Genomic DNA, 23,162 nt, shown 5'->3' with positions numbered 1-23,162 from the left:
GTCAGCCCTGCGGCGTCATCGTTCGGCGCGCCTTGCCGCGGGCCAATCCCAGTTGACGCTCCCGCCAGATGATCAGCGCACCGGCCAGTGTCACGATGAACACGCCGATCATCATGATGCCCGTCGGCACCTCGCCAAAAAGGACATATCCGAAGACCAGAGCATAGAGCATCGAGGCATATTCGAAAGGCGCCAGAACAGACGCCTCTGCAAAACGGTAGGAGGATGTCAGGAATATCTGACCGACCCCGCCGATCAGACCCGCACAGATCAGCATGAAAAGCACGGGCCCCGACGGCATCACCCACCCGAACGGGATGGTGAAGAGCGACAGCAAAGTCGCGGTCAGCGAGAAATAGAACACGACCGCCGAGGTCTGTTCCAGCTGAACCATTCTGCGGATGTGTATCTGTGCAAGCGATCGCAATCCGGCGCTGGCCAATACCAGAACGACGCCAAGCATCGCCGCCTCGTTCATCTTGTCAGGCGACAGCGACAGGCGCGGCCAGAGGATCACCAATACCCCGAAAAGCCCGATGCCCACGGCGCCCAGCCGAAAGCTGCGGACCTTTTCGCCCAGCAGGGCCGCCGCCAGCAGCACCGTGATCAGTGGCGAGGCAAAGCCGATGGCTGTGACCTCTGGCAAGGGCAGAAGCCCCAGCGCCGCAAAACCGCAGGCCATGGCAGACGTCCCGATGATCCCGCGCCAGAAATGCGCAGCAGGGCTGCGGGTGCGCAGGCCGGTGGACAATTCCTTGCGCGCCGCCAGCCAGATCACGATCACCGGCAAGGCAAAGAAAGAACGAAAGAAAACGGCCTGAAAACTGGGAACTTCGGACGAGCTTGCCTTGATCAGCGAAGCCATGACCATGAAAAGAAAGAGCGCAAACAGCTTCAGCGCCATGCCGCGGGCAGGGGACATTCAAACCTCGGGAGAATGCTGGATGTCGCCACCTTCGCCCCGCAGGCAGCAAAGGTCAATCGCAGCGCCCCAAATCGCTTAGTCGGTTTGCAGGCAATGGCGACGGAAGGCCCGTTTGAGCGTATCCAGTTCCGCACGCAAAAGCTGAACCTCGGCGCGCAGATCCTCTGCCAGTGCTTCGCCCGCCATGATGGCGAAACTCTCCAGCACGTCACCGGTGGCCGCGTCCGAGATCAGAAAAACCTGCGCGCCATCGCCCAGAACCTCTGCCGGGATCGGCACCTGCAGGTTCCACGACGTGCCAGCCGGATCGCGGGTCAGCGTGATGCCTGTCACAGCCCGGCCCTGATGGGTGACCTCTATCTTGGGTTCGGCCGCGCCAGCGCGCAGCGGCGACAGGATGCCTTCCCAGACTCCTTCGACAAACCGACGTTTTGCAAGCTGGTAGTCGCTCATGCCGCTCACCATCCTTTGCTAGAGTTCTGCCCGGGGGCTACGGCTGAATGTCAGGTCCCGCAAGATCACCTGGCTCATTGCGGGATCGTTGAAGATCAGATCGACCCAAAGGCGCTCTATCCGCTTTTCATTCAACTCGGCATAGGCAAGATCGAATTCCACCATACCGCTTCCGTCTTGCAGCGGCATCTGCCTTACAAGCTGCTCTGCATTCGGGCCGCTCTGGATGTTCAGGCGCGTGTAGATTTCAACCGGCCGCTCCATCTCTACCAGAGCCTCCATGCGGACGAGATGCCGGCGCTTCAGGTCCTGCGTGGCGCTTGGCGGCAGTTCCACAACCAGCGACAGGTAGCTCCCTGCAAAGCTGAACACATCCATCTGAAGCCCGAAAGGCGCAAGATCGGCGTCGCGGGTGTTCCTGATCTGGCGCAGCATGATCTCTGACCGGGGGCAGTCGTGAAACGCCTTCACCTCCTCGCCCAGCATCGCCTCGCTCTTGACCGGCGACAGGCCGGGCACCCGGAGCGGACCGCGCCAAAGCTCGGGCCGGTAGGACCAGTCAGCATCGTGGGGTTTGGGAAATTTCACGGACCCGATCCGCGGCAGGGCAAGGCGCCCATCGGCGGCATGGATCAACTGATCCAGATGATGGCGCAGGCGGCGGGCATGCTGCCGCTGCACCCGCAGTTCCGACAGGTCCGTTGTCTCGGCGCGCCGGGCAGCACGCGCCCAGCGACGCAAGACAGCGCGATTCGCCAGCCGGTCGATAAAGCGGTTCTGACCTGCCATGCCATTTCCTTTGCCATGCCCGCGAAATTCCGGGGCAAAGCCGGACCAAAGCCCGGCTTCGGCCCTATCGCAAGGCGTCACCGTTAAACAAACTTCCAATCGCCGCGCCCAGTCCCTGACGCGGCTGAGAGGGTGCTACACCCCCCGGGGTGGGGTTGTCACCCGCAGCATTCGCCTCATCCGTGCCAAGAGGCAGAGCGGGCTCCGCCTGTTCCGGCTGTGCCGCATCGGCGCTGGCTGCAAGGGTTGACCGCGCAGTTTCCAGAAGGACCGCCCCGCCTTCAGAAGCGGCCATCGCGCTCCCCTCCGGCGCGTAGAGCGCCAGACCCACGCGGCGCCCGCCCACCTGTAGCACGGCGCGCCAGTGGCGCGGGTCGCCACCGTCGAGAGTCGCATCGCCTCCTTGGGCGAGTTGTGCCACGGAAACACCGTCGCGCACCGTGCCGCCCAGCAGGTCACTGCCTGCGCTGGTTGCAATCTGCTCTGGCGTCGGCAGGGACGCCCCGCGATTGCGACTGCCGACGGTCGCCGTCACCAGCACAGGCGGCACATATCCCCCCGTCTGCCCGTTGCTGAGGATCTGGCAGCCCGCAATCATCGCGAAGGCCCGCGTGCGGCGGTTCTCGACGGTTTCAAGATCGACGCAATAGCCTTCGGGCGCGCGCAGGATGACGTCGCCGCCAACGAGGGGCACTTCCGGGACAGGTTTGCCCGCAAGCACCTGCTCGTCAGCCGCGCCCCCTTGAAGAGAGGCCGACGACGCACCCTGCCCATCGGCTGGCTGCGCCACATCGGTCGGAACGCTCAGGCAGCCGGACAGCAGGACGAGCGCCCCCGAAAGGACGCCCGCGCGGAGGGTCGGGCGATCAGAGGTCCATGTATTCATGCTTCTCTGCCTTGCCGCCCGGATGGGTGACAGCGCCCTTGTAGGTTTCACCGACAAGTTGAGCATATTTCCACAGCGCGCCGGACGCATAGATGGTTTCGCGCGGGCCCTTCCATTCCGCCTTGCGTGCGGCCAGCTCCTCGTCGGTCAAGGCAACGTCGATCGTGCCTTCGATGGCGTTCAGCGTGATCACGTCGCCATCCTTGAGCAGCGCAATCGGTCCGCCATGCGCAGCCTCAGGGCCAACATGGCCCACGCAGAAGCCGCGCGTCGCACCAGAGAAACGGCCATCGGTGATCAGAGCCACCTTCTTGCCCATGCCCTGACCGGACAGGGCCGCCGTCGTCGCCAGCATCTCGCGCATGCCCGGGCCGCCTGCGGGGCCCTCGTTGCGAATGACGAACACGTCGCCTTCCTTGTAGTCGCGGTTCTGAACTGCATCGAAAGCGTCCTGCTCACATTCGAACACCCGCGCCGGACCGGTGAACAGCTGGTGCTGCGCTTCCATGCCCGCAACCTTCACAATCGCGCCTTCCGGGGCAAGATTGCCCTTCAGACCAACAACACCACCGGTTTTCGTAAGCGGCGTTTCGATGGGATAGATCACGCGGCCATCGGCCTCGCGCGTTACCTTGTCCAGGGCTTCGCCAATCGTCATTCCATCGGCGGTGATGCAATCCTCGTGCAGCAGGCCTGCCTTGCGCAGTTCTTTCATCACGACCGGAACGCCGCCGACCTCGTAAAGATCCTTGGCGACAAACTGACCGCCCGGTTTCAGATCGACGAAATAGGGCGTATCGCGGAAGATCTCGCAGACGTCATCAAGGTAGAAATCAATGCCCGCCTCGTGCGCCATGGCAGGCAGGTGCAGACCGGCATTGGTGGACCCGCCGGTGCAGGCCACGACGCGCGCCGCGTTTTCCAGCGACTTGCGCGTGACGATGTCGCGTGCGCGGATGTTCTTTTCGATCAGGTTCATCACGGCCGCACCCGACGCTTCGGCATAGGCGTCACGCGACTCGTAGGGCGCCGGGGCACCCGAAGAGTTCATCAGCGCCAGACCAATCGCTTCGGAAACGCAGGCCATCGTGTTGGCGGTGAACTGGCCGCCGCACGCGCCCGCGGACGGACAGGCCACCGCTTCAAGCTTTTCCAATTCGCAGGTCGACATGTTGCCAGCCTGATGCTGACCGACCGCCTCGAACACGTCCTGAACGGTGACATCTTTGCCGTCGAGCCGACCCGGCAGAATGGAGCCGCCATACAGAAAGACCGAAGGCACGTTCAGACGGATCATCGCCATCATCATACCCGGCAGCGACTTGTCGCAACCCGCGAGGCCCACAAGCGCGTCATAGCAATGGCCGCGCATTGTCAGCTCGACCGTGTCGGCAATCGCTTCGCGGCTGGCCAGCGAAGACCGCATGCCTTCGTGGCCCATCGCGATCCCGTCGGTCACGGTGATGGTGGTAAATTCGCGCGGCGTGCCGTTTTCCGATTTCACACCCATCTTGACCGCCTGCGCCTGACGGTTCAGGGCGATATTGCACGGCGCCGCTTCGTTCCAGCACGTGGCCACGCCGACCAGAGGCTGGTGAATCTCTTCCTCGGTCATGCCCATCGCATAATAGTAGGACCGGTGAGGCGCGCGCGCCGGACCTTCGGTCACATGGCGACTTGGCAACTTGGACTTGTCGAACTGGCGCTTGAGCATGGCGCTGGCCTCCTTGGGGAAATACGTTGCAAACGGAATACCCAAGCCGTTCTGCCTTAACAAGGACGTTCCGCGCCGTGCGCCCCGGTGCCAACAGTGACGCGCAGAGCCGAAAGAGAATGTATCACTTGTGAAATAACCCTTTGACAGAAGTTGCAAAACGAAATACAACTTTAAGTGTAGCCGCACAGATTGCCGCGGCTCTTCCCCCTCGCCGTTGGTCCGGCGAAACGCGCCAATGCTCCTCACTCCCGGCCAAGGCGCAGAACCACTCCGGACAAGGCGCGCGCTCCGCACTCCTGGCGCGCGCCTTTCCAGAATGGGCGGATTGCAATTCTTTCCCTCCACGACTATTTCACGCAGCACACTGGCTTCGGGAATAAGCAGATGAACTGGATCACGAACTACGTCCGCCCGCGGATCAACTCGATCTTTTCGCGCCGCGAAATCCCTGAAAATCTTTGGACGAAGTGCGACGAATGCGGAACAATGCTGTTCCACCGCGAGCTTTCGGACAACCTGAACGTCTGCACCAATTGCAGCCACCATATGGCTATCACGCCGCGCGCACGCTTTCACGCGCTGTTTGACGCGGGCGTCTTCACCGAGGTGCAGGTCCCCGAGCCGATCCCCGATCCGCTGCATTTTCGCGATCAGAAACGGTATCCCGACCGTGTGAAGGCCGCGCAAAAGGCCACTGGCGAAAAAGACGCGATGCTGGTCGCCGAAGGTGAGATCGGGCGCACGCCAATCGTGGCTGCCGCGCAGGATTTCAGCTTCATGGGCGGCTCCATGGGTATGTATGTCGGCAATGCCATCATTGCCGCCGCCGAACGGGCCGTTGAACGTGGTCGACCGCTGATCCTGTTTTCCGCAGCGGGCGGCGCGCGTATGCAGGAAGGCATCCTGTCGCTGATGCAGATGCCCCGCACCACCGTTGCCGTTCAGATGCTGAAAGAAGCCGGGCTGCCTTATATCGTGGTCCTGACCCATCCGACGACCGGCGGCGTGACCGCCTCCTACGCCATGCTGGGCGATGTTCATATCGCAGAGCCCAACGCGCTGATTGGGTTTGCCGGGGCCCGCGTGATCGAACAGACGATCCGCGAAAAGCTGCCCGACGGTTTCCAGCGCGCAGAGTATTTGCTGGAGCACGGGATGCTGGACCGCGTCACCAATCGCAACGATTTGCGGGAAGAACTGGTGACAATCACCCGCATGCTGATGGGTCTGCCGCCCGCCGTGTCGGGTGACCTGCCCGCACCGGACCCGGACCAAACCGATCAGGCAGAGGCGGCTGACAGTAAATGACGGCAGGCTCTGACGTCATCCTGGACAGGATGATGGCGCTGCACCCCAAGATCATTGATCTGACACTGGATCGCATGTGGCGACTGCTGGATGCGCTCGGCAATCCGCAGGATACACTGCCCCCGGTGGTTCACATCGCTGGCACGAATGGCAAAGGGTCCACACAGGCGATGATCCGCGCGGGGCTGGAAGCCTCTGGTCACCGCGTGCATGCCTATACCTCGCCGCATCTGGCACGGTTTCACGAACGCATCCGCCTGGCCGGAGAGCTGATTTCGGAACCCGCCCTCACCGCCTATCTCGACGAATGCTACGACGCCAACAAAGGCGAGAGTATCACCTATTTCGAAATCACGACCTGTGCGGCGCTTCTGGCCATGTCGCGAACCCCTGCCGATTTTACTTTGCTCGAGGTCGGGCTGGGCGGGCGGCTGGACGCCACGAACGTCATCCGCTCTCCGGCGCTGACGGTGATCACCCCGGTTTCCATGGATCACGAAGGGTTTCTTGGCGACACGCTGGAAAAGATCGCGGCCGAGAAGGCAGGCATCCTGAAGCGCGGCGTGACCTGCGTGGTCGGCCCGCAGGAAGACGCGGCGATGGACGTGATCGAAGCGAAGGCCGCACGGCTGGGGGCACCATTGCTTGCCCATGGCCAGCATTGGCACGCCTATCCTGAACATGGGCGCATGGCGTTTCAGGACGAAACCGGCCTGCTTGACCTGCCACTGCCCAACCTGCCCGGCGCGCACCAGATCGAAAATGCCGGGGCCGCCCTTGCCGCGCTGCGCCATCTGGGTACGGGCGAGGCAGAGGCCGCGGTTACGCAGGCACATTGGCCGGCACGCATGCAGCGGCTGCGCGAAGGTCCTCTGCCAACGTCTGCGCCCGGCGTGGAACTCTGGCTGGACGGCGGGCACAACCCTGCCGCCGGAAAGGCGCTGGCCGCACATCTGCGCACACTCCCAGCGCGGCCCACGCATCTTATCTGCGGGATGCTCAACACCAAGGATGTTGCAGGGTACCTGCGTCCGCTTGCGCAAATCGCTGACAGTCTGACTGCCGTATCGATACCGGGCGAAGCCAATACACTGCCCGCGAGCACTACTGCTCAGATTGCACGGGAAATCGGCTTCACCTCCGACACTGCCACCGATGTGGGGAATGCGCTCAACAGCATCGCAGCACGCGACCCCCAAGCCAGGGTGCTGATCTGTGGCTCGCTCTATCTTGCCGGGCATGTCCTGCGTCTGAACGGCTGACCCGAGACTCCCCATAAATGGCGAATCACTAAATGTTGACTGATTCGCCATACTGAGCCTATAACTGGGGGTAAGAGACCCCCGGGCCACCCAAATCAGGTGAAGCTCGGGTCCCGGAAGAAACAATAGAAAGACCAACCGGCGCGATATGTCGCCTGCTCATTAAGGGCGGGCGCGATGATGGAACTTACCCTTGATGAGGCCACAGGTAATCTGTGTCAGGGCAGAACCAAAGACCGGAACCGGGACAAGCCGAACAAGGCAAGAAACAAAAAATAACGAGCAGACCTGACGGGGCCCTTCGGGGCCCCGCTTTTTTATGCCCGGCCCTGTCCTGCACAGCCGCAGCCTGCGTGCGGGCCTTTCACGGCGATCCGTCAGCCCGGCTGCCCCCAGTCAATTGACTGCATCTCTCTCAACCTGCTGGCGGTGCGTTCGAACTCGAAAGTCCCCTCGCCCTCGACATAGAGCATTTCGGGTTCGGCAGCGGCGCTTGCGATCAGACGCACCTTCGCCTCGTAAAGCGCGTCGATCAGCGTGACGAACCGTTTGGCCTCATTGAAGTTCTGCCGCGACAGGCGCGGTATGTCCTCAAGGATCAGCACGCGGAGCGCATCCGCGATCGCAAGATAATCGCCCGGTCCCAGCATATGCCCGCAAAGCTGGTAGAATTCCGCCCGCGCAACGCCGTTATTGTAGCGTGACAGCTCGATCCGCCGCCCTTTGACAACCAGTTCGAGCACTTCCGAACGCCCGCCCGTCAGGTCCTGCCAGATCGCGTCAATCTCATCCCGCGCGGCAGCATCGGGCGGGGTGAAATAGACCTTGGAGCCGCTTAAGCGATCCTGCCGGTAGTCGGTGTCGGAGGCCAGCTCGTGCACGACCATCCGGGTCTTCAGCATCTCGATGAAGGGCAGAAAGAGCTGCCGGTTCAATCCGTTCTTGTAAAGCTCGTCAGGCACCCGGTTCGACGTGGTAACGACCACGACCCCGGCATCGAACAGCATCTCGAAAAGACGGCCAACCAGCATGGCATCGGTAATGTCGGTGATCTGCATCTCGTCAAAGGCCAGAACCTTGACGCTGTCGGTAATGGCCTTGGCGACCGGCTTTACCGCATCCTCGACACCTTCGCTGCGCGCCTTGTGCAGGGCTGTGTGCACCTCTTGCATGAAGGCGTGGAAATGGACACGCCGAACCGGCACATCCTCCAGGCTTTCGACAAACAGATCCATGAGCATGGATTTTCCGCGCCCGACGCCCCCCCAGAGGTAAAGCCCCTTTGGCGGCTCTGGCGCGCGGCGGAACAGGCCCCGCTTCGGTGCTGTCAAAAGTGCTTCGCGGATGCGCTCGAATTCCGGCAGGACGGACCTTTGGGCGGCGTCTTCTGAAAGCTCACCTTCCGCAATGCGGCGTTCGTATATCGTGTTCACATTGGCCATGGCCCGGCATAACGCGGCTTTGAGGGGATGTGTAGAGGGCTCGGGCCCTGCACGATCATGCTGTCAGCTCTTTGGCAAAAGCTTGGCATCGACAAGCCGCTGTTCCCACCCTTGCGGGCCGTCGAACAGATGGGTCTGCCACCCCCGAGAGGCCGCGGCGTCGATGTTTTCAGCCCGGTCGTCGGTGAACAGCAGCGCCTCTGGCGGCAGTCCGCAATCGCCTTCGACAAGCTGGTAGATCTGCGGGTCCGGCTTTGCGACACCCAGATGTCCAGAGATATAGCGCCGGTCGAATTCTTCCAGAAAAGCGTATCTTTCCAAGGCCAGCTCGAATGTCCCGATGCCGAAATTGGTCAATGCGAAAACCGGCACGCCCTGCGAACGAAGCGCGCGCAACGTCGCCAATGACCGTTCAATCACTGGCGTGGCAAGATCAAGCCAGTTGTCATGCCACATCCGGATTTCGGCAGACCATTCCGGGTTGCGCTCTGCCTCGGCATAGATGATGTCGCGAAAATCACCGCCCCTGTCGACCAGATCGTTCATACCGTGCAGATCGACCTCGGCAAACATCGCACGGCGGCGGTCGGGTCCGATGATCCGGTCATAGTACCGCTCTGGCTGCCATTCGATCAGGACATTGCCGATATCGAAGATCACTGCCTGGGGTGTCATGGCTCGGGCCTCCGACCGGTTTCGAAAAGTTCGTAATTGCTCACGACGGCTTGCCGCTTCCTTGTGCCGCTGCCGCGCGCAACTCCCGCTCCAACGCGTTCAAAAAGCGCGAGCGGTCGGCCTTGGTAAAGCCCTTGCCGCCGCCCTGCCGGAACGGGTCGGCGGCACGAAGGTCTGTCATCAGATCGCGCATGGCGAGCTGCGCGCCGACATTCGCCTCTGTCAGCGCCTCGCCGTTATGGCGCAACACGCGCGCGCCGTTGGCCACGCATTTGGCGGCCAGGGGAATGTCGCCGGTAATCACGACGTCGCCCTGACCGGCGTGATCCGCGATCCACATATCCGCCACGTCCGGGCCTTCGGCGACTACCACAAGCTCCACCAACGGGTTGGCAGGGGGGCGCAGGCCACCATTGCACACCAGCTTGACGGGCACACGGTGGCGGGTGGCGACCTGCTCTGCCTCGGCCTTTACCGGACAGGCATCCGCATCGATATAGACGGTCACGCGTAAAGCGCCTCTGCATGGAAGGCCACGTGATCCTCCATGAAGGTCGAGATGAAGAAATAGCTGTGGTCATAGCCTTTCTGGACGCGAAAGTTGCCTTCTTGCCGACGCGCAACCATGGCCTCGGACAGGGCCTCGGGGCGCAGCAAGTCAAGGAACTGGTCGCTGCCGCCCTGATCGATCAGCACCGGTACGTCCAGTCCCTTCTCGCGCATCATCAGGGTAGCGTCATGCGGCGCCCAGGTGGTTTTGTCCTCCCCGAGATAGGCGCTGAACTGCTTGCGCCCCCAGTCACTTGCCGAAGGATTCGCAATCGGGGCGAAGGCAGAAACAGAGGTGAACCGGCCGGGAAGGCCCATTGCCAGCGTCAGCGCACCGTGCCCCCCCATCGAATGCCCGCAGATCGCCTGCCTGTCCATGTCCAGAGCGAATTCGCGACCGATCAGGGCGGGCAGTTCCTCTGCCAGGTAGTCCCACATGCGGAAATGCGGGGCCCAAGGGGTCTTGGTCGCGTTGACATAGAACCCGGCGCCTTGCCCAAGGTCATAAGCGTCATCATCCGCCACACCCTCTCCGCGTGGCGACGTGTCAGGAAAGACCAGCGCAATGCCCTGCTCTGCCGCCCATCCCTGAGCGCCCGCTTTGGTCATGGCATTCTCGTGTGTGCAAGTCAGGCCGGACAGATACCACAAGATCGGGACCGGCCCCTGCCGGGCCTCTTCCGGCAGGAACAGACCAAAGGTCATGTCGCATCCCGTCGCCGCCGATGCGTGGCGATAAACACCCTGCATGCCGTCAAAACAGCGACTTTCCGAAATGAGTTCCATGGTCGTCTCCCCGAATGCAGATTCAGCCAAGGGCTAGCCCGGATCGCACCGCAAGGGCAAGCGGCCTCAGGCGCCGGTGACCCACGCGATGACGAGCGAGACGGTGAGGATGCTCGCCGCAGTGGAAATCAGGATCGCAGCCGACACCCGATGCGGCGCCACCCCGTAATGCTGTGCGAGGATGAAGACATTCCCCGCCACCGGCAGGGCAGCCGCGCTGATCGCGACCCCGGCCTTGTAGGGGTCAACCGGGAACAGGAAGATGGCGGCAATCGCGACAAAGGCTGGGTGCAGCACAAGCTTGCAGAAGCTGAGCCAGACCGCGATGCTCACGCGCTCTGCCGACTTGGTCGCCAATGATGCGCCGATGGCAAACAGCGCACCGGGCGTCGCCGCCGCCCCCAGCGTGGTCATGAAATCGTTGACCACCGCGGGCAATGGCAAACCGGTCGCCGACCAGCCAAGTCCAAGCACCATCGAGACGATCATCGGGTTCTTCAGCAGGCCCAGACCGACGGTGCGCAAGACCCGCAGTGACATCCGCCCGTCGCGGGACCCGGTGATCAGGATAACGATCAGGGACGAAAACACGATCAGGTCGATGGACAGGATCAGGATGATGGGGCCGACCGCATCTTGTCCAAGAAGCACCGCCAGCATGGGCACACCCAGAAAGCCGGTATTTCCGATCGAAGCGGTCTGCGCCTCCACCGCCGTTGTTTGAACGTCCAGACCGCGCAGATACCCCACGGCCGAGGCAATCGCATAGACAAGTCCCGTCCCCCATAGATAGGCGGCGGCGAGGCGGGAATCGTAGATCTCAGCCAACGACAGGTTGGCCGAGAAACGAAACAGCATCGCCGACAGCGCGAAATAGAACACGAACTTCGTCAGGTAGGCGGTGGCTTCAGGCGAAAAGAACTTCACCCGCCCCGCGCCATAGCCCAGACCGATAAGTGCAAAGAACGGAAGGGTTTTGAGAAATATCTCAACCATAGGGAGTTGGTAGCATGCCCTCCCGCGCCGTCAATTGCTGATCTGTCGCGTCTGCTACCCGCTGCCGATCAGCACCCCGGCCGCAAAGACCAGCGCGCCGCCCAGAACCACCTGAAAGGCCGCGCGGAAGAAAGGCGTTTGCATGAACCGGTTCTGGATCCACGCGATGGCCCAAAGCTCCACGAAGACGACGATGATCGCGATGATCGTCGCAGTCCAGAAGGACGGGATCAGGTAGGGCAGCGCATGGCCCAGACCGCCAAGCGTTGTCATGACGCCCGACGCGATGCCGCGCTTGACCGGCGAACCCCGGCCAGAAAGCTCTCCATCATCCGAGGCCGCCTCGGTGAAGCCCATCGAAATCCCCGCACCGACAGAGGCCGCCAGCCCGACCAGAAAGGTCGTCCATGTATCATGGGTGGCGAATGCGGTGGCAAAGATGGGCGCAAGCGTGGAGACAGAGCCATCCATCAACCCGGCAAGGCCCGGCTGCACCCAGGTCAGGACGAATTTGCGATGCGCGCTGCGGTCTTCCTCGTTGCGGACATCCTCGGTCAGATGGGCGGCGGTCAGATGGTCGGCCTTGTCCTGATGACCGGCCTCGGCGGCGGCAAGATCCCCCAGCAGCTTGCGGGTTTCCGCATCGGTGCTGCGCTTCGCGGCGGCCAGATAGAAATGCTCGGCATCGCTTTCCATCGCGGCGGCTTCTTCGCGGATCCTGTCCAGCCCCAGGTTTTCAACCAGCCAGATCGGACGGCGTGCGTAATACCCCGCCACATGTTCGCGCCGGATCAGCGGAATAACCTCACCGAACCGCTTTCGGTGCAGCGCAATCAACGCCGCGCGATGCCCGTCTTCCTCTACCGCCATGCCGTCGAAAATCTTGGCGGACTCCGGGAAATCCGCGCGCAGCCTTTCGGCATAGCTTCGGTAGATACGCGCGTCATCCTCTTCGGATGAAATCGCGAGCGCCAGAACCTCTTGCTCGCTCAGATCCTTGAAGTGACGTCGCTGGGTGAAATACCGCATCACAGACTCCGTTTAGAACGCTTCTAATGTAGCGGAAGCGTCGTGGGCTTCAAGCGCGGAAACGTGAACGAAACGCCGCATGACACATCTTGCAGAGTGAACCGTACGGTTTAGATGGAAAACACACGCAACAGGTTTGACAGGAGGTCATGATGACCCGTTTGGCGCTGCTTTTCAGCTTTATTCTGTCCGTGCCCGTGTCCGCACTTGCCTCACGCGGGCCGATAGAGCCGGAATACCCCGATACGACCGGCCCCACCCTTCCCGCACCGCCGCTGGATGGTTGCCTGACACTGCTTGACGTCGCGTGCCAGTGACGCGGCAACTTGCCTGAACTGAACTGTGCGGTTTATAGTTAACGCGGGTGACGGGAGACTGGGAATGAACACGCAAACTGCGATCCGCAAGGGCCGGAAATTCGATCAGGTTCTGGAAGGGGCGCGCAAAGTCTTTATGGCGGACGGTTTTGAAGGCGCCAGCGTCGATGATATCGCGCGCGCCGCCGGGGTCTCAAAGGCGACGCTTTACAGCTATTTCCCGGACAAACGCCTGCTGTTCATGGAGGTTGCGACGACGGAATGCTGCCGCCAATCCGATCAGGCACCGCAGAATATCGACATGACCGGTTCACCCCGGTCTGTTCTGGACCAGATCGGGCGCGCGTTCCTGCGCTTCATCTCGTCGAAATTCGGCCTTCAGATCTTTCGCCTCTGCGTGGCAGAAGGTGACCGCTTTCCGGATCTTGCCCAAGCGTTCTTTGAATCCGGCCCGATGATGATGCAGCGCAAGATGAGCGACTATTTTCGACAGGCCATCGACCGCGGAGAGCTGCAGATCGAAGATCTGGAGCTTGCCGCCAGCCAGTTCGCAGAGCTGTGCAAGGCCGATCTGTGGACCCAGCTGGTCTTTGGCGTCACCCAAGAGCTGTCAGAGGATGATATCGACCGGGTGATCGAGGGCGCCGTCGACACATTCTTGGCGCGCTACGGCACCTGAAACACGCCGCCGCGCGTCAATCCAGCCGTCGCACCATGATCTGATTGCCCGGCCCGCGCTTCGTCTCGAACACTTTCAGATCGGCCACGAGATCGCTGAGCTTGCGCTTGCCATAGGTGCGCGTGTCGAAATCCGGGTTGGACGCGACGATGAACTGGCCAAGCTGGCCCAGCGTGTACCAGTCATCCTCTTGCTCGATTGAATCCATCGCCGTGGCGATCAGGCGGCGGGCTTCGTCCAGCTTGCCGCTGCTGGTCGGCTGCTTGTTGCCAGAGCGGGCCTCGTCGCCGCCAAGGTTCTCGATAAAGATGAACCGTTTGCAGGCCTTGCGGAATGCCTCGGGCGTCTTGGCCTGTCCGATACCGAACACGTCCAGCCCCTGCTCGCGGATGCGGCTGGCCAGCCGGGTAAAATCGCTGTCCGAGGACACCAGCACAAACCCGTCAAAACGTCCGCTATGCAGCAGGTCCATCGCGTCGATGACCAGTGCAATATCGCTGGCATTCTTGCCCACGGTGTTGGCGGGCTGGTGATGCGGCACCATGCCGAATTCGGCTTGCACCTTCGACCACCCGTTCATCTGCTGGCTGGAAAAGTCGCCGTAGCATCTGCGCACGCTGGCCTCTCCCAACGCCGCGATCTCTTCAAAGATCGCTTTTGCGTGTTTCGGAGAGGTGTTGTCGCCGTCAATCAGTACCGCCAACAGCGGGGTCTGCGCCTTATCTGCCACGCCGGGCTCCTGTGATTTTGGGTTGCATGCTTCGGTGCCCAGACTGTCACAGATCGCGGTACATAACCAGCGCGTCGACGAACCCTTTTTCGGGGTGGCGGAACGCGCCCGGCAACCGGCCCACTACGTCGAAACCTGCGCGTTCCCAGATGGCAATGGCACGGGTATTGGTCGCCACGACAAAGTTGAATTGCATCGCGGAAAACCCCGCCTTAGGCGCGCGTTTCAGGGCGTGATCCAGCATCTTCCGGGCGACACCGCGACCCTGCGCCTGCGCCGCCGTGACAAACCCGCAATTGCAGACATGCGACCCGCCGCCCTGCTGGTTGGCCTTCAGGTAGTAACTGCCCAATGGCGCGCCATTGGCCTCGACCACCCAGGTCTCGCGGTCCGGCCCTGTCCAGTAGTCCAAGGCATCTTCAGGCGATATCTGCGGGTCGATGGCATAGCTGTCACCTGCCCGGAACACAGGCTCCAGCATCGCCCAAAGAGCGTCTGAGTCCCGTGGTTCGGCAGGTCGAAAAACCAGTTCAGTCATTGTATATCCAAGTCCCGGTCGGCGTGATCAGGTGGCAATGGGGTTGGTGCGTCCCGCGCTGGGGCGGCATTTCGACCCAAAGGCATTTGCCACCCGTCACCCGGTCAGCGCGAAAATTCAGGACGATCGGCCACGCGATTGCCCGCAGCCGACCGTCGTTTCAGATGGTGGTTCAGTAGACCACAACAGCGCGGATCGACTCCCCGGCATGCATCAGGTCGAACCCCTTGTTGATATCCTCAAGGCTGAGCGTGTGGGTGATCATCGGGTCGATCTCGATCTTGCCGTCCATGTACCAATCGACGATCTTGGGCACATCCGTGCGCCCGCGCGCACCGCCAAAGGCCGTTCCGCGCCAGACGCGCCCCGTTACCAGTTGGAAGGGACGGGTGCTGATCTCGGCCCCCGCAGGTGCCACGCCAATGATGATCGACTCGCCCCAGCCCTTATGCGCAGCCTCCAGCGCCGTGCGCATCACCTGCACATTGCCTGTGGCGTCAAAGGTGTAATCCGCGCCGCCGCCTGTCAGCTCGACCAGATGGGCCACCAGATCACCCTCCACCTCGGACGGGTTGACGAAATCGGTCATGCCAAAGCGGGTCGCCATCTCAACCTTCGCAGGGTTCAGGTCAACGCCGACAATCTGGTCGGCCCCGGCAAGCCGCAGCCCCTGAATAACGTTAAGCCCAATGCCGCCCAGACCAAAGACGATCCCCCGGCTGCCGATTTCGGCCTTCGCGGTGTTGATGACCGCGCCAATCCCCGTGGTCACACCGCAACCGATGTAGCAAATCTTGTCAAACGGCGCGTCAGGGCGCACCTTTGCCAGCGCAATCTCGGGCATCACGGTGTGATTGGCGAAGGTCGAGCAGCCCATATAATGCAGGATCGGCGTGCCATCCAACATCGAGAACCGGCTGGTTCCGTCGGGCATCACCCCCTTGCCCTGCGTCGTGCGGATCGCCTGACAAAGGTTGGTCTTGGGGTTCAGGCAATATTCGCATTCGCGGCATTCAGGCGTGTATAGCGGGATCACGTGATCGCCGGGTTTCAGCATCTTCACACCGGGCCCGACTTCCAGCACAACGCCCGCGCCTTCATGGCCAAGAATGGCCGGGAACATCCCTTCCGGATCTGCGCCTGAGCGCGTGAAATCATCCGTGTGGCAAATGCCTGTGGCCTTGATTTCGACCAGAACCTCGCCTTCCTTGGGGCCTTCCAGATTGACTTCCATCACTTCCAGAGGCTTGCCCGCCTCCAATGCCACCGCCGCGCGCGTTCTCATACCGGATCGCTCCTTTACCCAATGTCAGTTGCGCCGCACTTTGTGCGATCTGGCGGGGCGTTGCAACGTGCCAAGCCTGCTTCTTCACATAGATTTTCGTCGATGCCGCCTGCCCGGATTTCACGAAATATCCAGCGGAAACCTGATCATCAGCGCGGCTGCAACCGCTGAAATTCCGGCCTCTTGCAGGCGGACCTTGCTGCAGGATGCGCAAAACGCTTGATTTGCGCAGCGCGGGGGGCAACTGTCGATCTATGAACAGCCTCACACCGTTTCCCGGAAATATGCCACCTGCGCAGGTGTCGTTTCACCGGACAGAGCTCGGGGTCATCCTGTCGCTTTATGGCCGTATGGTCGCGGCCGGAGAATGGCGCGATTATGGCATTTCCAGCCTGCGGGACGTCGCGATATTCTCTGTATTCCGACGCACCGCCGAACATCCGCTCTACAGAATTGAGAAACGCCCGAAACTGCGCAGCCGACAAGGTCAGTACGCGGTGATCGGCATGGACGGGCAGGTCTTGAAACGCGGTCAGGACCTGCGCACCGTGTTGCGGGTTCTTGAACGCAAGCTCATTCGGGCGGTCGAGTGATTGCGAGGCGCTACTTGCCAGAACCGACCATGACGCAAAGCAGCTCGAACATGACTGACGCCCCCAAATAGGCCGTGGCCCCGCTGGCGTCGAAAGGCGGCGATACCTCTACCATATCGGCCCCGACAATCTGGATGCCCTCCAGCTCTCGCACCACTTGCAGCGCCTGATAGGAATTCGGGCCGCCCACCTCTGGCGTACCCGTGCCCGGCGCGAAGGCAGGATCGACGAAATCGATGTCGTAGGACACGTAGGTGTCACCCGTCCCCACGATTTCGCGTGCTTCGGCCATGACATCCGCAACGCCCCTCGCGTGGAATTCTTCAATCGCAATGACGCGGATGCCAACGCTATCGGCAAAGTCGCGATCCTCGCGATCATAGGCCGTGCCACGAATGCCGATCTGCACAACGCGCTTCGGGTCCAGCAAGCCTTCCTCCACCGCGCGGCGGAACGGTGTGCCGTGAGTATACATCGTGCCGCCGAAATAGCTGTGAAAGAGGTCCGTATGGCTGTCGAAATGTACCATTCCAAGTGGCTTGTCCTTGGCCAGAGCGCGCAGCACCGGAAGCGATGTCAGGTGGTCCCCGCCCGCAGTCAGCGGACGGATGCCAGCGGACATCAAACCGTCGTAGAAACTGGTGATGCGCGCCATGGAGTCCTGAATATCCGCTGGATTCGGCCCCACATCACCCAGATCCGCACAATTGAGCGCCTCGAAGGGGCGCACACCGGTAGAACCGTTCTCTGCCCGGATCATGGTCGACGCATCCCGCAGCTGTCGCGGCCCGTGGCGAGGACCGGGGCGGTTGGTCGTGCCACTGTCCCAAGGCACTCCGACGAGCCCGATTTGCACCTGCCCGAACCTTTCATGTTCTGGCGGGACATAGGGCAGCCGCATGAAGGTTGGCAAACCTGCAAAACGGGGAAGATCGAACCCGGAAACCGGGTGGAAATAGCTGTCAGACATTGATTTCTTCCTTCGTCAGCCTTGCGTGACGTGTGACAGGACCATCGCCCTGCGCCTCTATCCGGGCGATGGCTTCGTCCAGAGGCTCGTAAGCCACGGACATGTGATGGACATTGGCATGCAGAACCGTCTTGGCATCGGCCACCCAGGCCACATGCCCTTTCCAGAAAAGCAGATCACCGCGAAGGTAGGATTGGTCCGTCACGCTCTCGCCCAGTTCCTTGGCCTGCATGTCGCTATCGCCGGGACAGGCGATGCCGCAGGCTAGCAAACCCATCTGCACGAGGCCGGAACAGTCGATCCCGAAGGCCGAATTTCCGCCCCAAAGATAAGGCGTGCCAAGGAACAGCTCTGCGACCGCCACGGGATCGTCTGGCAGCATATCGATGGGTTGGAGATGTGCGGTCGGAACGAAGGCTCGTGTCCCCTTTGGATCGTCGAGGGCACGCAACGCAATCTCGGACCAGAGCCCGGACGTCCCGGTCACGCTCAGCAGGCTGCCGAAGGACAGGTCCAGTACAGGCTCGTAGGCCTTGAAATCTGGCGTCGTCTTGGCGTAGGTGCGTGCCGCGCTGACGTAATGCGTTGATGTCCACGGAGGCGCGGAGAGCGCGGCGCTTTCGACATATCCGACATGGCCGTCTCGTTGCAGCGTGACGAAGGCCATGCCCTGATGGTCCTCCAGCACAAGCACGCTTTCCCCCATCAGGACCTCTCTGTCACGCGCGCCAGAGGGGCCGTCCAACAGGGCAAGCCGGGGGACGCTGACCTGACGCCATTCGCCTTCCGTAAAACGGTCTGCGCTGACCTGACCTTGCAGCGACACATGCGCGACGCGTCCATTGGCCAGATGACGGCGGCGGTCGGTCATAGCTTCAGCATTTCCGGCAGGGCGGTCAGGATGGCCCGGACACCCTGCATGGCCCCTCCCTTGGGGCGAGCGGGCGCCGCTGTGGGTTGCCAGCCGTAGATGTCGAAATGGACATAAGGGGCGTTGTCAACGAAGCGCCGCAGGAACAGCGCCGCAGTAAGCGCCCCCGCCTGGCCACCCGAAGGTGCGTTATCCAGGTCAGCGATTCCGGGTTCGATCATCGGCTCGTAAGGCTCCCAGAAAGGAAGCTCCCAGACCGGATCCGCCGCCTTGGTTGCGGCTTGGCGCAGGGCGTCCGCGTGATCCGGCCGGGTGGAGAAGAAGGGGGCCAGATCCGGCCCCACCGCCACCCGTGCCGCGCCGGTCAACGTCGCCATGCTGATGATCAGGTCGGGCGTGCTTTCATCTGCCAGCGCCAGCGCGTCGGCCAGCACAAGCCGCCCTTCGGCATCCGTGTTGTTGATCTCGACCGTCAGGCCCTTGCGGCTGGTCAGGATATCCTGCGGTCGAAAGGCGTTGCCGTCGATTGCGTTTTCCACCGCCGGGATCAGAACGCGCAACCGCAATGGAAGCTCCAGCGACATGATCATATGTGCGAGCCCCAGAACGTTCGCCGCCCCACCCATATCCTTTTTCATCAACCCCATTGACGCGCCGGGCTTGAGGTTTAGCCCGCCCGTGTCAAAGCAGACCCCCTTGCCGACAAGGACGAGTTGAGGGCCCGACTGCCCCCAACACATGTCGATCAACCGCGGTGCCTGAGACGCAGCGCGCCCGACCGTGTGGATCATCGGAAAATTGCCTTCCAGCAAGGCATCGCCGACCGTGACGTCGCATTGCGCGCCGAATTCCGCGGCAAGGGCGCGTGCAGCAGCTTCGAGAGCGTCCGGCCCCATATCCGCCGCGGGCGTGTTGATCAGTTCACGGGTCAGCGCCTCGGCATTCGCCATGACCTCGACACGGCTGGCATCTATGCCCGCAGGCGCGACCAGTCGCGCTTTGGCAGGCGACTGCGCCTTGTAGCGATCAAATGCGTAGCCGGCCAATAGCCAGCCCAGGGCCTCTTCCTCTGCTTGTTCCGGCGGCAGGCCGTCCGCAATGCGATATCTGGCGCTGCCAAGCGCGGGCACAGCCGCTGCGAGCGCAAACCGTCCGCGGCGGCGCTGCGCCTGCGTCCCGTATCCGGCCAGCGCCGCCGCTGGCGCCCCACCTTCGCCGGGAATGACAAGCGCCTGCCCAAGCGTTCCGGCAAAGCTGCTCGCCTCCACCCAGGCACGGGTTGACGCGTCTTGCGCCTCCAGCCAGCCGGGCAGATCCCCGGGTTCGAGCAGGGTAAGAGGCAGTGCCTCTGCGCTGTCTTCGGCGAAACTCAGCTTCATCGATGGGGTCTTTCCTGATACCTAGGTCCGGCGCCAGCGTAACCCCCCATATCCTGCCCGCAAGGGGCATCAGATCGAAATGTCCTGCAACTCCCAGATTGCAGACAAAGACCGTTCGCCAACCCGCAGAAACCGGTTGAGCACGGCCGACAAAGCGACATGATCGCCATCGTCGATGCAATTGGTGACGTCCCCCGCGACACTCGACAGGCCGATCAGCCCGATCTGATCGGCGATACCCACCAATGACCGCGCGTTCTTGCGCAACTCGTCAAGCTTGTCTTCGGCAAACTGCCGGACCATCCTGTTCATGCGAAGCGCAATCTCCTCCATCGCGCGACAGACGACATCCTCCGCTCCGGAGATGCCGAGCTGTGTATAAAGCCCGTTCAATTGCTCTGGCTCCACCCGAACCGGTTCGGAATATGCAAGCAAAGTCACCCGTTCCACTAGACCACCTTTTCTTTCTCTTGCCCCCACGGCCCGGCCAATCTGCTTCGGCGACCTTCCCAAAAGGTTGAGGCCAAAGCCATTTTCCTCTCGAATTCGAAACGAAATCCAACTATCTCCTGTGCAATTGTCAGCAGGAGAGACGGGCATGGAACACGCCAAACCTTTGCCAAGCTACCTTGTAAAGCGCTATCACGGCTGGAAAGCGACGACGCATGCGGAAAACCGAGCGTGGTACAAACGGCTCGCCAACGAAGGGCAACGCCCACGTGCCATGGTGATCTCGTGCTGCGACAGCCGGGTCCATGTCACGTCGATTTTCGGGGCGGATCAGGGTGAATTCTTCATCCATCGCAACATTGCGAACCTCGTGCCCCCCTACGAGCCGGATGGCGACCATCACGGCACCTCGGCAACCGTGGAATACGCGGTCACGGCGCTGAAAGTCGCGCACCTCATCGTGCTTGGGCATTCCAATTGCGGAGGCGTTCAAGGCTGCATGAGCATGTGCAGCGGAGAGGCGCCGGAACTGGAGGAAAAATCCAGTTTCGTCGGTCGTTGGATGGACATCCTTCGCCCGGGGTTCGACCGGGTGAAGGACGAAGGCGACGCGGCGCGCCGCCTGCGACTGCTGGAGAAGGAAGCGGTCGTCGTTTCGCTTGACAACCTTATGACCTTCCCCTTCGTGCGCGAAGCCGTCGAGAAGGGCAACCTGTCGCTGCACGGCCTCTGGACCGAGATCGGCGAAGGCGATCTGGAATTCTTCTCCCCCGCCGACCGCAGTTTTCAGCCGGTCTAGTCGATCAACTCACCCGACAGACCATTGCGGTGAACCACCACACTTGGACGTCCCAGCCTCTGAACCAGAGACCGCAGGGGCGTCCCGATATGCTGACCTGTGCAGATCACGCGATCCGTGTCAGCCTCGACAATGACCATATGCCCTTCGCGGAACGCCAGGCCGTAGCCACGCTTTACAAGCGTCGCACGCAGGTTTTTCCAGTCTCTGGCTTGATCCAGAATCGGGCAAAGGAAGGAACGCAAGAGCGAGACAGTCTCGCTATCAGGTTGTACGGGGATTGAACTACTATTCAAAGACACTGGCCACTCACCATTACTTGTTACCGGATTAAACATAACATCACTCCTAATCCTTCAATAAAGGATAGGAACAATGTTTGACCGAAAATTTCGCGCGTGAAAGAATTTCCTTCAAATTGTTGATATTCACAACACAGTTGTAACAAAAAGGGCGCCCGTTTCCACGGACGCCCGGCCACCGAATTCTCGGTGAAATGCTTCAGCCCTTGCGCAGAACTTCGCGGCCCAGAAGCTCTGCAATCTGGACGGCGTTCAACGCCGCGCCCTTGCGCAGGTTGTCCGACACGCACCACAGGTTCAGGCCATTGTCGATTGTGGAATCCTGACGGATGCGGCTGATGAAGGTTGCAAAATCGCCCACGCATTCCTTTGGCGTCACGTAGCCGCCGTCTTCGCGTTTGTCGATCACCATGATGCCCGGCGCTTCGCGCAGGATATCTCGGGCCTCGTCCTCATCAAGGAAATCCTCGAACTCGATATTGATCGCCTCGGAGTGCCCGACAAAAACCGGCACGCGCACGCAGGTCGCCGTGACCTTGATGGACGGATCGACGATCTTCTTGGTCTCCGCAACCATCTTCCACTCTTCCTTGGTGGAACCGTCGTCAAGAAAGACGTCGATATGCGGAATCACGTTAAAGGCAATATCCTTGGGATAAACCTTGCGCTGGTAATCATCAGTCGGGTTGTAATGCGCCTTGGTCTGATCCCACAGCTCGTCAATGGCTTCCTTGCCGGAGCCAGAAACCGACTGATAGGTCGAAACAACCACACGCTTGATCCGGGCACGATCGTGCAACGGCTTGAGCGCGACAACCATCTGCGCGGTAGAACAGTTGGGATTGGCGATGATGTTCTTCTTTGCATATACGTGGATCGCGTCCGGGTTCACCTCTGGCACGATCAGCGGGATGTCGGGATCGTAACGATACAGCGACGAGTTATCGATCACCACGCAACCTGCCTTGGCGGCCTTTGGCGCGTATTTTTTCGTCGCTTCAGAACCGACGGCGAAAAGAGCCATGTCCCAGCCAGTGAAGTCGAAAGTGTCGAGATCCTGAGTCTTGAGAGTTCGCTCGCCAAAGGTGACTTCGGTGCCCAGCGACTTACGGCTGGCCAATACGGCGATCTCATCTACGGGGAACTGGCGTTCATCCAGTATGTTCAGCATCTCGCGGCCCACGTTGCCCGTGGCGCCGACGACTACGACCTTGTAGCCCATGTGGCTCTCCTTTCGGTTTTCCGCGCGCGCTGGCTTTGCCCGCCCGGATCTGCGGGGTCATACAGCACAGGCAAAGCAGGTAAAAGGGGCAATTCCCGCCCTGCGTGCAGCTGCGCATGCGCGCACCGTAAGCGTCCCAACTTCCGGCTTGAGACCTCAGGAGGACGAGGACAACCCGGACGCGACCAAGGGCGCCTTGCTGCAGCGCAG

General features: G+C 61.5%; 26 protein-coding genes. 6 read left to right on the top strand and 20 right to left on the bottom strand.

Going from position 1 to position 23,162, the window contains the following annotated elements:
• Position 1: 1 nt before the first annotated feature.
• From EDD52_RS08825 to ilvD, 5 genes are all read right to left on the bottom strand, one after another.
• The gene (locus EDD52_RS08825) at positions 2-922 is read right to left on the bottom strand and encodes a DMT family transporter (protein WP_132243978.1); all 921 of its coding nucleotides are present in this window, start codon (positions 920-922) and stop codon (positions 2-4) included.
• A gap of 78 nt (positions 923-1,000) precedes the next feature.
• On the bottom strand, positions 1,001-1,378 hold the full coding sequence (locus tag EDD52_RS08820; protein ID WP_132243976.1) for a hypothetical protein: 378 nt from the start codon (positions 1,376-1,378) through the stop codon (positions 1,001-1,003).
• 18 nt (positions 1,379-1,396) lie between these two features.
• Positions 1,397-2,167, bottom strand: coding sequence for a DUF6478 family protein (locus tag EDD52_RS08815; protein ID WP_132243974.1), 771 nt, complete (start codon positions 2,165-2,167; stop codon positions 1,397-1,399).
• 64 nt (positions 2,168-2,231) lie between these two features.
• Positions 2,232-3,053: a hypothetical protein gene (locus tag EDD52_RS08810; protein WP_132243972.1), complete on the bottom strand. Its 822-nt coding sequence runs from the start codon at positions 3,051-3,053 to the stop codon at positions 2,232-2,234.
• Entirely contained in the window at positions 3,034-4,767 is a 1,734-nt protein-coding gene (ilvD, locus tag EDD52_RS08805) for a dihydroxy-acid dehydratase (RefSeq protein WP_132243970.1), read from the bottom strand. The genes EDD52_RS08810 and ilvD overlap by 20 nt, the downstream gene beginning before the upstream one ends.
• Before the next feature lie 387 nt (positions 4,768-5,154).
• On the opposite strand from ilvD, the gene accD reads away from it, so the two are divergent.
• The gene (accD, locus tag EDD52_RS08800) at positions 5,155-6,078 is read left to right on the top strand and encodes an acetyl-CoA carboxylase, carboxyltransferase subunit beta (RefSeq protein ID WP_132243968.1); all 924 of its coding nucleotides are present in this window, start codon (positions 5,155-5,157) and stop codon (positions 6,076-6,078) included.
• Positions 6,075-7,340: a bifunctional folylpolyglutamate synthase/dihydrofolate synthase gene (locus tag EDD52_RS08795; RefSeq protein ID WP_132243966.1), complete on the top strand. Its 1,266-nt coding sequence runs from the start codon at positions 6,075-6,077 to the stop codon at positions 7,338-7,340. The genes accD and EDD52_RS08795 overlap by 4 nt, the downstream gene beginning before the upstream one ends.
• 377 nt (positions 7,341-7,717) lie before the next feature.
• Here EDD52_RS08795 and zapE read toward each other — a convergent pair whose 3' ends face one another.
• The 6 genes from zapE to mbfA all read right to left on the bottom strand — a co-directional run bounded on the left by zapE (position 7,718) and on the right by mbfA (position 12,817).
• Positions 7,718-8,782 (bottom strand): cell division protein ZapE, encoded by a 1,065-nt coding sequence (gene zapE, locus EDD52_RS08790; RefSeq protein ID WP_132243964.1) that lies wholly within the window; start codon positions 8,780-8,782, stop codon positions 7,718-7,720.
• A gap of 63 nt (positions 8,783-8,845) precedes the next feature.
• Positions 8,846-9,457, bottom strand: a complete 612-nt coding sequence (locus tag EDD52_RS08785; RefSeq protein ID WP_132243962.1) for an HAD family hydrolase — start codon at positions 9,455-9,457, stop codon at positions 8,846-8,848.
• 40 nt (positions 9,458-9,497) lie between these two features.
• Positions 9,498-9,965, bottom strand: coding sequence for a YaiI/YqxD family protein (locus EDD52_RS08780; RefSeq protein WP_132243960.1), 468 nt, complete (start codon positions 9,963-9,965; stop codon positions 9,498-9,500).
• Entirely contained in the window at positions 9,962-10,792 is an 831-nt protein-coding gene (fghA, locus tag EDD52_RS08775; RefSeq protein WP_132243958.1) for an S-formylglutathione hydrolase, read from the bottom strand. Before fghA ends, EDD52_RS08780 begins: the two co-directional genes overlap by 4 nt.
• A gap of 66 nt (positions 10,793-10,858) precedes the next feature.
• Positions 10,859-11,788, bottom strand: coding sequence for an AEC family transporter (locus EDD52_RS08770; protein WP_132243956.1), 930 nt, complete (start codon positions 11,786-11,788; stop codon positions 10,859-10,861).
• A 54-nt stretch (positions 11,789-11,842) separates the two neighbouring features.
• Positions 11,843-12,817: an iron exporter MbfA gene (gene mbfA, locus EDD52_RS08765; protein ID WP_132243954.1), complete on the bottom strand. Its 975-nt coding sequence runs from the start codon at positions 12,815-12,817 to the stop codon at positions 11,843-11,845.
• A 152-nt stretch (positions 12,818-12,969) separates the two neighbouring features.
• Here mbfA and EDD52_RS23645 point away from each other — a divergent pair, with 152 nt between their 5' ends.
• A complete protein-coding gene (locus EDD52_RS23645; RefSeq protein WP_165907489.1) occupies positions 12,970-13,134 on the top strand; it encodes a hypothetical protein in 165 nt (54 codons plus the stop codon).
• 64 nt (positions 13,135-13,198) lie between these two features.
• Positions 13,199-13,813: a TetR/AcrR family transcriptional regulator gene (locus EDD52_RS08760; RefSeq protein WP_132243952.1), complete on the top strand. Its 615-nt coding sequence runs from the start codon at positions 13,199-13,201 to the stop codon at positions 13,811-13,813.
• Between the two features lie 16 nt (positions 13,814-13,829).
• Here EDD52_RS08760 and EDD52_RS08755 read toward each other — a convergent pair whose 3' ends face one another.
• From EDD52_RS08755 to EDD52_RS08745, 3 genes are all read right to left on the bottom strand, one after another.
• Positions 13,830-14,543: an NYN domain-containing protein gene (locus tag EDD52_RS08755; protein ID WP_132243950.1), complete on the bottom strand. Its 714-nt coding sequence runs from the start codon at positions 14,541-14,543 to the stop codon at positions 13,830-13,832.
• A 46-nt stretch (positions 14,544-14,589) separates the two neighbouring features.
• Complete coding sequence (locus tag EDD52_RS08750) at positions 14,590-15,081, bottom strand: GNAT family N-acetyltransferase (protein ID WP_207905993.1); 492 nt, start codon at positions 15,079-15,081, stop codon at positions 14,590-14,592.
• A gap of 172 nt (positions 15,082-15,253) precedes the next feature.
• A complete protein-coding gene (locus tag EDD52_RS08745) occupies positions 15,254-16,366 on the bottom strand; it encodes an S-(hydroxymethyl)glutathione dehydrogenase/class III alcohol dehydrogenase (protein WP_132243948.1) in 1,113 nt (370 codons plus the stop codon).
• 254 nt (positions 16,367-16,620) lie between these two features.
• On the opposite strand from EDD52_RS08745, the gene EDD52_RS08740 reads away from it, so the two are divergent.
• Positions 16,621-16,959, top strand: a complete 339-nt coding sequence (locus EDD52_RS08740) for a DUF2794 domain-containing protein (RefSeq protein WP_132243946.1) — start codon at positions 16,621-16,623, stop codon at positions 16,957-16,959.
• A 10-nt stretch (positions 16,960-16,969) separates the two neighbouring features.
• Here the strand turns inward: EDD52_RS08740 and speB are convergent, their stop codons facing one another.
• From speB to EDD52_RS08720, 4 genes are all read right to left on the bottom strand, one after another.
• Positions 16,970-17,929 carry an agmatinase gene (speB, locus tag EDD52_RS08735; RefSeq protein ID WP_132243944.1) on the bottom strand — a complete coding sequence of 320 codons (960 nt, stop codon included), beginning with the start codon at positions 17,927-17,929 and terminating at the stop codon, positions 16,970-16,972.
• Entirely contained in the window at positions 17,922-18,800 is an 879-nt protein-coding gene (locus EDD52_RS08730; RefSeq protein ID WP_132243942.1) for a C40 family peptidase, read from the bottom strand. Before EDD52_RS08730 ends, speB begins: the two co-directional genes overlap by 8 nt.
• A complete protein-coding gene (locus tag EDD52_RS08725) occupies positions 18,797-20,179 on the bottom strand; it encodes a leucyl aminopeptidase family protein (protein WP_132243940.1) in 1,383 nt (460 codons plus the stop codon). The genes EDD52_RS08730 and EDD52_RS08725 overlap by 4 nt, the downstream gene beginning before the upstream one ends.
• A 69-nt stretch (positions 20,180-20,248) precedes the next feature.
• The gene (locus EDD52_RS08720) at positions 20,249-20,620 is read right to left on the bottom strand and encodes a hypothetical protein (RefSeq protein WP_341539838.1); all 372 of its coding nucleotides are present in this window, start codon (positions 20,618-20,620) and stop codon (positions 20,249-20,251) included.
• A 157-nt stretch (positions 20,621-20,777) separates the two neighbouring features.
• On the opposite strand from EDD52_RS08720, the gene EDD52_RS08715 reads away from it, so the two are divergent.
• Entirely contained in the window at positions 20,778-21,428 is a 651-nt protein-coding gene (locus EDD52_RS08715; RefSeq protein ID WP_132243936.1) for a carbonic anhydrase, read from the top strand.
• Here EDD52_RS08715 and EDD52_RS08710 read toward each other — a convergent pair.
• Together EDD52_RS08710 and EDD52_RS08705 are read right to left on the bottom strand one after the other, a co-directional pair.
• Complete coding sequence (locus EDD52_RS08710) at positions 21,425-21,673, bottom strand: hypothetical protein (protein ID WP_132243933.1); 249 nt, start codon at positions 21,671-21,673, stop codon at positions 21,425-21,427. The genes EDD52_RS08715 and EDD52_RS08710 overlap by 4 nt on opposite strands.
• Positions 21,674-21,929: 256 nt before the next feature.
• Positions 21,930-22,952 carry an aspartate-semialdehyde dehydrogenase gene (locus EDD52_RS08705; protein ID WP_132243931.1) on the bottom strand — a complete coding sequence of 341 codons (1,023 nt, stop codon included), beginning with the start codon at positions 22,950-22,952 and terminating at the stop codon, positions 21,930-21,932.
• Between the last annotated feature and the right edge of the window lie 210 nt (positions 22,953-23,162).

Source organism: Primorskyibacter sedentarius (assembly GCF_004342065.1).
GTDB lineage: Bacteria > Pseudomonadota > Alphaproteobacteria > Rhodobacterales > Rhodobacteraceae > Primorskyibacter > Primorskyibacter sedentarius.
This window is presented reverse-complemented; position numbering and strand designations above follow the sequence as displayed.

Excerpts from the sequence above, each read along its gene's own strand:
- EDD52_RS08825 (WP_132243978.1), bottom strand. The coding sequence starts at position 922 with ATGTCCCCTGCCCGCGGCATGGCGCTGAAGCTGTTTGCGCTCTTTCTT.
- EDD52_RS08820 (WP_132243976.1), bottom strand. The coding sequence starts at position 1,378 with ATGAGCGACTACCAGCTTGCAAAACGTCGGTTTGTCGAAGGAGTCTGG.
- EDD52_RS08815 (WP_132243974.1), bottom strand. The coding sequence starts at position 2,167 with ATGGCAGGTCAGAACCGCTTTATCGACCGGCTGGCGAATCGCGCTGTC.
- EDD52_RS08810 (WP_132243972.1), bottom strand. The coding sequence starts at position 3,053 with ATGAATACATGGACCTCTGATCGCCCGACCCTCCGCGCGGGCGTCCTT.
- ilvD (WP_132243970.1), bottom strand. The coding sequence starts at position 4,767 with ATGCTCAAGCGCCAGTTCGACAAGTCCAAGTTGCCAAGTCGCCATGTG.
- accD (WP_132243968.1), top strand. The coding sequence starts at position 5,155 with ATGAACTGGATCACGAACTACGTCCGCCCGCGGATCAACTCGATCTTT.
- EDD52_RS08795 (WP_132243966.1), top strand. The coding sequence starts at position 6,075 with ATGACGGCAGGCTCTGACGTCATCCTGGACAGGATGATGGCGCTGCAC.
- zapE (WP_132243964.1), bottom strand. The coding sequence starts at position 8,782 with ATGGCCAATGTGAACACGATATACGAACGCCGCATTGCGGAAGGTGAG.
- EDD52_RS08785 (WP_132243962.1), bottom strand. The coding sequence starts at position 9,457 with ATGACACCCCAGGCAGTGATCTTCGATATCGGCAATGTCCTGATCGAA.
- fghA (WP_132243958.1), bottom strand. The coding sequence starts at position 10,792 with ATGGAACTCATTTCGGAAAGTCGCTGTTTTGACGGCATGCAGGGTGTT.
- EDD52_RS08770 (WP_132243956.1), bottom strand. The coding sequence starts at position 11,788 with ATGGTTGAGATATTTCTCAAAACCCTTCCGTTCTTTGCACTTATCGGT.
- mbfA (WP_132243954.1), bottom strand. The coding sequence starts at position 12,817 with ATGCGGTATTTCACCCAGCGACGTCACTTCAAGGATCTGAGCGAGCAA.
- EDD52_RS23645 (WP_165907489.1), top strand. The coding sequence starts at position 12,970 with ATGACCCGTTTGGCGCTGCTTTTCAGCTTTATTCTGTCCGTGCCCGTG.
- EDD52_RS08760 (WP_132243952.1), top strand. The coding sequence starts at position 13,199 with ATGAACACGCAAACTGCGATCCGCAAGGGCCGGAAATTCGATCAGGTT.
- EDD52_RS08750 (WP_207905993.1), bottom strand. The coding sequence starts at position 15,081 with ATGACTGAACTGGTTTTTCGACCTGCCGAACCACGGGACTCAGACGCT.
- EDD52_RS08745 (WP_132243948.1), bottom strand. The coding sequence starts at position 16,366 with ATGAGAACGCGCGCGGCGGTGGCATTGGAGGCGGGCAAGCCTCTGGAA.
- EDD52_RS08740 (WP_132243946.1), top strand. The coding sequence starts at position 16,621 with ATGAACAGCCTCACACCGTTTCCCGGAAATATGCCACCTGCGCAGGTG.
- speB (WP_132243944.1), bottom strand. The coding sequence starts at position 17,929 with ATGTCTGACAGCTATTTCCACCCGGTTTCCGGGTTCGATCTTCCCCGT.
- EDD52_RS08730 (WP_132243942.1), bottom strand. The coding sequence starts at position 18,800 with ATGACCGACCGCCGCCGTCATCTGGCCAATGGACGCGTCGCGCATGTG.
- EDD52_RS08725 (WP_132243940.1), bottom strand. The coding sequence starts at position 20,179 with ATGAAGCTGAGTTTCGCCGAAGACAGCGCAGAGGCACTGCCTCTTACC.
- EDD52_RS08715 (WP_132243936.1), top strand. The coding sequence starts at position 20,778 with ATGGAACACGCCAAACCTTTGCCAAGCTACCTTGTAAAGCGCTATCAC.
- EDD52_RS08705 (WP_132243931.1), bottom strand. The coding sequence starts at position 22,952 with ATGGGCTACAAGGTCGTAGTCGTCGGCGCCACGGGCAACGTGGGCCGC.